This window comes from Shewanella sp. 11B5 (assembly GCF_002836795.1).
In the GTDB taxonomy this organism is placed as follows: domain Bacteria; phylum Pseudomonadota; class Gammaproteobacteria; order Enterobacterales; family Shewanellaceae; genus Shewanella; species Shewanella frigidimarina.
This window is the reverse complement of sequence record NZ_PJAP01000728.1, coordinates 1-1,899: the sequence shown is the minus strand read 5'-3', so window position 1 is coordinate 1,899 and position 1,899 is coordinate 1. Positions and strand designations below refer to the sequence as shown.

The following is a 1,899-nucleotide window of genomic DNA, read 5'->3' as shown; positions in this document are numbered from 1 at the left end:
TCAACATTTGGTAATAACGTAAATTATGGATGGTGTTTAAACGCGCACCTAGAATTTCATTACAACGATCTAAATGGTATAAATAAGCACGTGAATAGTTTTTACAAGTGTAACAATCACACTTAGGATCTAATGTTGCTGTGTCGTCACGGTGACGTGCATTACGAATTTTAATAACACCTTCACTGGTAAATAAATGGCCATTACGGGCATTACGTGTTGGCATAACACAGTCAAACATATCCACACCACGACGAACGCCTTCGACTAAATCTTCAGGTTTGCCCACGCCCATTAAATAACGCGGCTTGTCAGCAGGAATTTGCGGACAAACATGTTCTAAAATACGGTGCATATCTGCTTTAGGCTCGCCAACAGCTAAACCACCTACGGCATAACCATCGAAACCGATGTCTAAAAGACCCTTTACACTTTCGTCGCGTAAATCTTCAAACACACCACCTTGAATAATGCCAAACAATGAGTTCGGGTTTTCTAAGCGGTCAAACTCGTCACGTGAACGCTTAGCCCAACGCAGTGACATCTGCATCGACTTACGTGCTTCATCATGAGTTGCTGGATACGGGGTACATTCATCAAAAATCATCACCACATCAGATCCTAAAGAATCCTGAATCTGCATTGATTTTTCTGGGTCCAAGAAAATCTTTTCACCATTTATCGGTGAACGAAAATGCACACCCTCTTCCGTGATTTTACGAATATCACCTAAACTAAACACTTGGAATCCACCCGAGTCCGTTAGAATAGGACGTTGCCAATTCATAAAGTCGTGCAAATCACCGTGTTTACGCATGATCTCTTCGCCAGGACGTAACCATAAATGAAAGGTGTTGCCCAATAAAATGTCGGCACCGGTAGCGCGTACTTCTTCAGGCGTCATACCTTTTACCGTACCGTAAGTCCCCACAGGCATAAATGCTGGCGTTTCTACAGTACCGCGGTCAAAAATAAGACGTCCGCGACGTGCACGACCATCAGTTGTATCTAATTCAAATTTCATAAATCACCTTGCCAGATAAACAGTCTGACTCGTTTAGTTTCTATAGTAATGTGGGCAAATTTTAATGCTTCAAGGTTACTGGTACATTAAATCAAAAAAACGCCCACTATTGTGGGCGAGTATTTTAAATCAAATTCATTGTCTACGGGGCTTTTTTCGTCACAAACATCGCATCGCCATAGCTAAAAAAGCGATATTTTTGCGTAATTGCATGTTGATAAGCCTTCATGACCGCTTCATAACCGGCAAAAGCACTCAACAGCATAATTAATGTTGATTCTGGCAAATGAAAATTAGTGACCATGGCATCAACAACTTTAAATTGAAAACCTGGGTAAATAAAGATATCGGTATCACCACTAAAGGCTTGAAGCGGACTATCTCCACTTGCACGTGCTGCACTTTCTAATGAACGTACTGAGGTTGTGCCTACGGCAACAACACGATTTCCAGCCGCTTTAGTTTGCGCAATTAGATCAACAACCTCTTGTGACACATTGGCCCATTCTGAATGCATCTTGTGTTCAAGCACATTATCCACTCGTACAGGCTGGAATGTACCGGCACCGACATGTAAAGTAACAAAGGCAATATTAACCCCTTTGGCTTTTAAATCGGCTAACATGACATCATCAAAGTGTAACCCTGCTGTCGGCGCAGCTACAGCGCCTGGCGTTTGGTTATACACTGTTTGATAACGTTCTTTATCAGTATCTTCATCTGGACGATCAATGTAAGGAGGCAATGGCATATGACCGACGTCTTCAAGCACTTCTAATATGGTTTTATCAGACTGTAACTCAAGCTCAAACAATGCATCGTGACGAGCCAACATTTTCATTTGGTAGCCGCCATCTAAGTCGATAAGCGTATCC

2 protein-coding genes are annotated in these 1,899 nt (G+C 42.2%); both read right to left on the bottom strand.

The window, feature by feature from the left end; genetic code table 11:
• On the bottom strand, positions 1–1,024 hold a 1,024-nt coding region (tgt, locus tag CXF78_RS15795), incomplete at its 3' end, for a tRNA guanosine(34) transglycosylase Tgt (RefSeq protein ID WP_102037319.1).
• Between the two features lie 142 nt (positions 1,025–1,166).
• Positions 1,167–1,899 (bottom strand): tRNA preQ1(34) S-adenosylmethionine ribosyltransferase-isomerase QueA (gene queA, locus CXF78_RS15790; RefSeq protein WP_102037318.1); only part of this gene is annotated, 733 nt, incomplete at its 5' end.